The sequence below is a fragment of the Nonomuraea sp. NPDC050786 genome (assembly GCF_040654115.1).
Classification (GTDB): Bacteria; Actinomycetota; Actinomycetes; order Streptosporangiales; family Streptosporangiaceae; genus Nonomuraea.
This window is the reverse complement of the sequence record NZ_JBFAHJ010000073.1, coordinates 1-2,579: the sequence shown is the minus strand read 5'-3', so window position 1 is coordinate 2,579 and position 2,579 is coordinate 1. Positions and strand designations below refer to the sequence as shown.

Sequence of the window (2,579 nt, the reverse complement as noted above, 5' to 3'; positions counted from 1 at the left end):
GGCAAGCCGGCGCGGCTGCTCAAGAACGAGTGGACGGAGGCGTGGGAGTCGGAGGAGTCGCCCGGCACGCTGCCGATGCCCCTGCAGTTCATGCTCGTCTCGGACGCCCTGCGCCGCATCGGCCGCTCCGACGTCGCCGAGCTGGCCACCTTCCCCGCCGGACAGATCATCGGGATCACCAACCAGGTGCGGTCGACGAAGGACGTGGTGTTCGGCCTGGTGGAGGAGTACGGCGAGGCCCTGGAGCGACTGGAGCGCCTCACCGAGGACTGACGTCGACCGGGGGGCGATGAGGGGAAACGCAACAGCGGCCGCTCACTGGGGGTCGCCCTCAAGGGACGAATTGGCTGGCAAGGCTCGATCGTCTCAGTTCACGAGCTCCCGTCGTCCTGGTTCCGCTGTTCCGTCGGAAAGAAGATCGCGCTGATCACATGCGGTCGACGTCTCGGTGCGGGCCCGTTCCCCGCCCGGGCTCTGAGCACCTCCAGCAACTCGCCGGCCACCTCCTCCATCTCTTCGGGGCTGAGCCACAACGTCCCCTGCCGATAACCCACCCGATCCGCGGCCGGATCGGCTCCCGGCCGGTCGAGATAGGCGTTGAACTCGGCGAGCAGCGCCGCCATGGCCACCGCGAACCCGTGACGGTGGTCTTCGTTCGACATGGCCTGGGCCGTCTCGGGGTCGATGCGAAGGGCGTCGTGCCGGAGGCGGTAGTGGCGCTCGATCATCCCGCGCACCCGCTGCTCGCCGGCGACTTCCAGCAGCCCGGCGTCGGCGAGCATGGCGACGTGCCGGTACAGGGTGGTCTTCGGCACATCGGGCAGGCTCTCGCACAGGTCGGACGTGGTCCGGGTGCGGCCACCCGACAGTGCCCACATGATGCGCAGCCGGACCGGGTGCAAGATCAACTCCAGCGTATCCACGAGCCAATTCTCCCATAGGTGGTACTATTCCCAAACTTGGGACTATTGGGAGGGCATCGATGACCACGCACACGACCACACCGCTGGCCCGGCTCAGCGACGCAGCGGTGATCCCTCTGCGCACGCTCGATCCGGTCGCCGCGCTGGACGATCTCGAATGGCTGGACGAGGCGATCGGGGACGCGCGGGTGGTGGCGATCGGTGAGAGCGCGCACTACAACCGCGAGTCCTACGCACTGCGCCACCGTCTCCTGCGCTACCTGACCGAGCGGCACGGTTTCGGCGCCTACGCGATGGAGACCGGTTTCACGGAGGGATGGCGTGCTGACGCCTGGGTCCGCAGCGACGATGACGGCGATCGGCTCGGCGAGGTCATGGCGGGCGGTCTGACCTCGCTGATGGGCCTGTGGCGGCAGATGGGCACTCACCTGGAGTGGATGCGCAGGCACAACGCCTCCGCCGAGCACCCAGTCGGTTTCTACGGCATTGACCTGGGGGGCCAGAACGCCTCTGTGATCCCCGCCCTGGACGCCGTGCTCGCCTTCCTCACGCGGGCCGATCCCGATTTCGAGGCCGACCCGGCCATCCGGGAGGCGGCCTCGGCCTTCTCCGCGACGTCACCGTTCGTCGTGCCCGCGACCATGGCCACCTACGCGCAGCTTCCGCCTGAGACCAAGAACGCGCTGACGGCGGGCCTCGCCGGCCTCGCCGCGCGCATGAAGGGCCGGCGTCTGGAGTACGTCAGGCGCACCACCGCCGAGGCATACGAGCGCGCGCTGCGCTCCATGCGCCACGCGCTCACCCTGGACTCCGTCATCCGCGGCATGACCGGCGGTGACCATCAAAGCGTGCTCTACAACCGCGACGTCGAGATCGCCGACACGGTCGAAGGGATTCTGCGCAGGCACGACCGGATCGTCCTGGCCGCCCACAACGCACACATCCAGCGCGGGCCCGCCGTACTCCCGGGCGTGAACCCAGTGACCCCCATGGGCATGCACCTGGCAGACTGGCTGGGCGAGGAGTACCTGGTCATCGGCACCACGTCGGGAACCGGCCACATGCTCAACTCCGACGCCGCCGCATTCATGGCCGGTGCCCTCTTCGCGCCGATGCCCGCCCCGGAGCCCGGCAGCCTCGACGCCCTCATGCACGCCAGCCACGACGGCCCCTTCGCCACCGACCTACGGCGGTTGTCGCCCGCCGACGCGGGCGCCGTCCGGAGCGCTACCGTGCAACGCGCTGGTCTCGGCGCCTTCTACGCGCCGGTAAACGCGCTGGACGCGTACGACATCGTCGTCCATCTGCCACACGTCACCGGCGCCGACCCCGACGAGACCGCACTGGCCTGCTCTCCCCAGGAGGTCCGGGAGGTGTTCTCCCACTACAAGCCCCAATAGGCGTGAGCAACCGACCTGGCACCGTTGGCTGTTCGACGGCAGGGCCTGTCGCGATTTCGGGGACGTACTTGTGAGTACGCACATGCCGCCTTGAACTGCGTGAACGGATTATTCGGCAGGCGCAGAGTGTGTCACCCTTCCAGATAGCGCAGGCCGGCGGTCACACGGGCGAGATCTCGACCATGGTGCTGATCCCGCAGGTGGTGGATGCCGTGGACGTGCCCGTCCTGGCCGCCGGCGGCATCGGCAACGGCCG

2 protein-coding genes and 2 pseudogenes are annotated in these 2,579 nt (G+C 68.6%); 3 read left to right on the top strand and 1 reads right to left on the bottom strand.

What is annotated here, in order from left to right:
• Positions 1-273: pseudogene (locus AB0H84_RS53355) on the top strand (nitronate monooxygenase); the annotation flags it as partial.
• A 98-nt stretch (positions 274-371) separates the two neighbouring features.
• Here the strand turns inward: AB0H84_RS53355 and AB0H84_RS53350 are convergent.
• Entirely contained in the window at positions 372-923 is a 552-nt protein-coding gene (locus AB0H84_RS53350) for a helix-turn-helix domain-containing protein (protein ID WP_357622459.1), read from the bottom strand.
• A gap of 59 nt (positions 924-982) precedes the next feature.
• On the opposite strand from AB0H84_RS53350, the gene AB0H84_RS53345 reads away from it, so the two are divergent.
• On the top strand, positions 983-2,323 hold the full coding sequence (locus tag AB0H84_RS53345) for an erythromycin esterase family protein (protein WP_357622458.1): 1,341 nt from the start codon (positions 983-985) through the stop codon (positions 2,321-2,323).
• A gap of 149 nt (positions 2,324-2,472) precedes the next feature.
• Positions 2,473-2,579: pseudogene (locus AB0H84_RS53340) on the top strand (nitronate monooxygenase); the annotation flags it as partial.